The organism is Aquipuribacter hungaricus, assembly GCF_037860755.1.
In the GTDB taxonomy this organism is placed as follows: domain Bacteria; phylum Actinomycetota; class Actinomycetes; order Actinomycetales; family JBBAYJ01; genus Aquipuribacter; species Aquipuribacter hungaricus.
The window spans coordinates 1-3,253 of the sequence record NZ_JBBEOI010000321.1 but is presented as its reverse complement, the minus strand read 5'-3'; the positions used below and the strand labels follow the sequence as shown (position 1 = coordinate 3,253).

The following is a 3,253-nucleotide window of genomic DNA, read 5'->3' as shown; positions in this document are numbered from 1 at the left end:
GTCCCCTGCACGGGGCCAGCCTGCCTCACCCGGTGCGGCGGCGGGCGCCCCCGCGCCCCGCGCCCGCCGGGGGCGTCGGTGTCACCAGCCGCAGGGGCGGCACCAGGCCGCCGGCGGACAGCACGGCCACCGCCGCGACCTCGGACTCGGTGAGCTCGGGAGCGGCGTCCACCGGGTCCATCACCTCGTGGGGCTCGGCCCAGGAGTCCTCGGTGCTGCCGCGGACGGGGCCCACCTGCAGCAGGTGGGTGACGATGCAGTCGCCGCAGGCGCGGGGCCTCGCGGTGCAGGAGTCGCAGTCGATGAGCATGCCCAGGACGGTATGGACGGGCCCGGACACAACCCCCGCCCGCCGCGCCTCCGGGGCTGTGTCCGGGGCCCCCTCTAGCGTCCGCGGCCATGAGCACCATGACCGTGCAGGGCAGCTTCGAGGACCTGGGTCGCCCCCTGCACGAGACGACGTTCTGCGTCGTCGACCTCGAGACGACGGGCGGGAGCGCCGCCAAGGACGCGGTGACCGAGATCGGCGCGGTCCTCGTGCGCGGCGGCGAGGTCGTCGGTGAGCTGCAGACCCTCGTGGACCCCGGTGTGCCCGTGCCGCCGCAGATCGCCCTGCTCACCGGCATCACGAACGGCATGCTCGTGGGCGCCCCGCGGATGACGGCGGCGCTGCCCGCCTTCCTCGACTTCGCCGCCGGCAGCGTCCTGGTGGCGCACAACGCCCGCTTCGACATCTCGTTCCTCCGGGCCGCCTGCACCGCGCAGGGCCGGCCCTGGCCCCGCTTCGAGGTCGTGGACACCGTCGCGCTCGCCCGGCGCCTCGTCACCGACGACGAGGTCCCCAACCGCAAGCTCGGCACCCTGGCCGCCTACTTCCGGGCCACCACGACGCCGGTGCACCGGGCGCTGGCCGACGCGCGCGCCACGGTCGACGTGCTGCACGCCCTGCTCGCCCGGGCGCGCGGCGTCACGACGGTGGAGGACCTGCTCGACTTCTGCCGCACCGACGACGGCCGCCGCTCGCGCCGGCACCTCGTCGACGGGCTGCCCAGCTGCCCCGGGGTCTACCGCTTCGTCGACGGCGGCGGCCGGGTGCTCTACGTCGGCTCGTCGCTGGACATCCGCACCCGGGTCCGCAGCTACTTCACCGCCTCGGAGAAGCGCCGGCGGATGACGGAGATGGTCCAGGTCGCCCGCAGCGTCGAGCACGTCGTCTGCGCGACCGCCCTGGAGGCGCAGGTGAGGGAGCTGAGGCTCATCGCCGAGCACCGGCCGAGCTACAACCGGCGCTCGACCCGCCCGGAGCGGGCGGCCTGGGTCAAGGTCACCGACGAGCCGGTGCCGCGCCTGTCCGTCGTCTCCCACCCGGGCGCCGACCACCCGGCCGCGGCCTACGTCGGCCTGTTCTCCTCCCGCGCGCGGGCCCGGGAGGCCGTCGAGGCCGTCCACACCGCCTTCGACATCCGACGCTGCACGCCCCGGCTGTCGCGCCGGGGCGGCGGGACCGCGTGCGCCCTGGCGGGGATGGGCCGCTGCAGCGCCCCCTGCGTCACCGGCCCCGACGAGGCCTACGCGGGCGTCGTCGCCCAGGTGCGGCAGGCGCTCGACGGCGACCTGTCACCGCTGGTGGAGACCATCATGCGGCGGGTCCGCGGGCTCTCGGACCAGCAGCGCTACGAGGAGGCGGCGTCCGAGCGCGACCGCCTCGCGGCCCTCGTCCGCGGTGTCGACCGCGCTCAGCAGGTGCGCGGCCTGGTCGCCACGGGCGAGCTCGTCGCCGCCCGGAAGCGCCAGGTCGGCGGCTGGGAGCTGGTGTGCGTGCGCCACGGCCGCATGGCCGGCAGCGCCGTCACCCGCGCCGGCGAGCCCGTCATGCCCACCGTCGACGCTCTGCGCGCCACCGCCGAGCACGTCCCCCCGCCGGTCGGGCCCGGCTCGGCCGCGCTGCCGGAGGAGACGTCCCTGCTCGTGCGGTGGCTCGAGAAGCCCGGCACCCGGCTCGTCGTCTCCGAGGGCGGGTGGGCGCTGCCCGTCGGTGCGGCCGCCCGCTGGTCGCAGCTGCACCTGGTCGAGGGCGGCCGCCACGGTGCCTCGCTGTGGCGGGTGCCCGGGGAGACAGGGTGACCCGGGACGCCCGGCAGGCTCAGCCGAGCCAGCGGGTGAGGACCGCCTGCGCCCGCCCGTCCGCCAGCGCCTCGCGGGCCGCCACGAGGAACGGCTCGAGGGCGCCGGGCAGGTCCGCGGCGACGTCGGCTGCGCTGCGGCTGCTGCCCACCAGGTCCAGGGCCAGCAGCCCGGCCGCGGCGTTGAGCGCCACGACGTCGGTGACGGGCCCCTGCGCCCCGGCGAGCACGTCCCGCACGACCGCGGCGTTGGCCGTGCGGTCGCCCCCGCGCAGGTCGGCCACGACCGAGGTCGGGATGCCGACGTCGGCGGCCTCGAGGACGGTCTCGACGACCTCCCCGCCCACGACGACCCGGACGCTGGTCGGCGCGGTCGTCGTCAGCTCGTCCAGGCCGTCCTGCCCCCGGACCACGAGCGCGGTCGTCCCCCGGGCGGCCAGCACCCCGGCGATGATCCCGGCGTGCCGGGCGTCGGCCACGCCCAGCGCCATCGCGGCGGGGCGGGCCGGGTTGGTGAGCGGGCCCAGGGAGTTGAAGACCGTCCGGATGCCGAGGGAGCGCCGGACCGGGCCGACGAAGCGCACCGCCGGGTGGAACCGGGGCGCGAAGGCGAACGTGATGCCGTTCTCGCGGGCCGAGGCGGCCACCCGGGCGGGGTCGGCCTCGAGGTCCAGCCCGAGCTCCTCCAGCACGTCGGCGGTGCCGCAGCGGGAGGAGGCCGCCCGGTTGCCGTGCTTGACGACGGTCGCGCCCGCGCCCGCCGCCACGAGCGAGGCCATGGTCGAGATGTTGACGGTGTGGGCGCCGTCTCCCCCGGTGCCGACGATGTCCACCGCGGGACCGTCGACGTGCAGCGGGAGGGCGTGGGACAGCATCGCCTCGGCGAGGCCGCTCACCTCCTCGACCGTCTCGCCCTTGGCGCGCAGACCGACCAGCAGCCCCGCGAGGCGGGCGTCGTCGGCCTCGCCCCGCATGACGGCGTCCAGCGCCCAGCGGGTCTGGTCCCGGTCGAGGTGGCGGCCCTGCGCCAGGGTCTCCAGGACCCCGGCCCAGGTGGGGGCCGGCTCGGTGGCGGCCGCGCTCACGCGGGCGGGGCAGCGGCGGCGCGGCGCCGGGCGAGCGAGGCCACC

Annotated in this window: 3 protein-coding genes; 1 reads left to right on the top strand and 2 read right to left on the bottom strand. The window is 77.3% G+C overall.

Annotated elements, in window-relative coordinates:
• Positions 1-25 precede the first annotated feature (25 nt).
• On the bottom strand, positions 26-310 hold the full coding sequence (locus WCS02_RS18950; protein WP_340295841.1) for a hypothetical protein: 285 nt from the start codon (positions 308-310) through the stop codon (positions 26-28).
• Between the two features lie 89 nt (positions 311-399).
• Here WCS02_RS18950 and WCS02_RS18945 point away from each other — a divergent pair, with 89 nt between their 5' ends.
• Positions 400-2,124 (top strand): DEDD exonuclease domain-containing protein, encoded by a 1,725-nt coding sequence (locus tag WCS02_RS18945; RefSeq protein ID WP_340295840.1) that lies wholly within the window; start codon positions 400-402, stop codon positions 2,122-2,124.
• A 19-nt stretch (positions 2,125-2,143) separates the two neighbouring features.
• Here WCS02_RS18945 and trpD read toward each other — a convergent pair whose 3' ends face one another.
• Complete coding sequence (trpD, locus tag WCS02_RS18940) at positions 2,144-3,208, bottom strand: anthranilate phosphoribosyltransferase (protein WP_340295842.1); 1,065 nt, start codon at positions 3,206-3,208, stop codon at positions 2,144-2,146.
• Between the last annotated feature and the right edge of the window lie 45 nt (positions 3,209-3,253).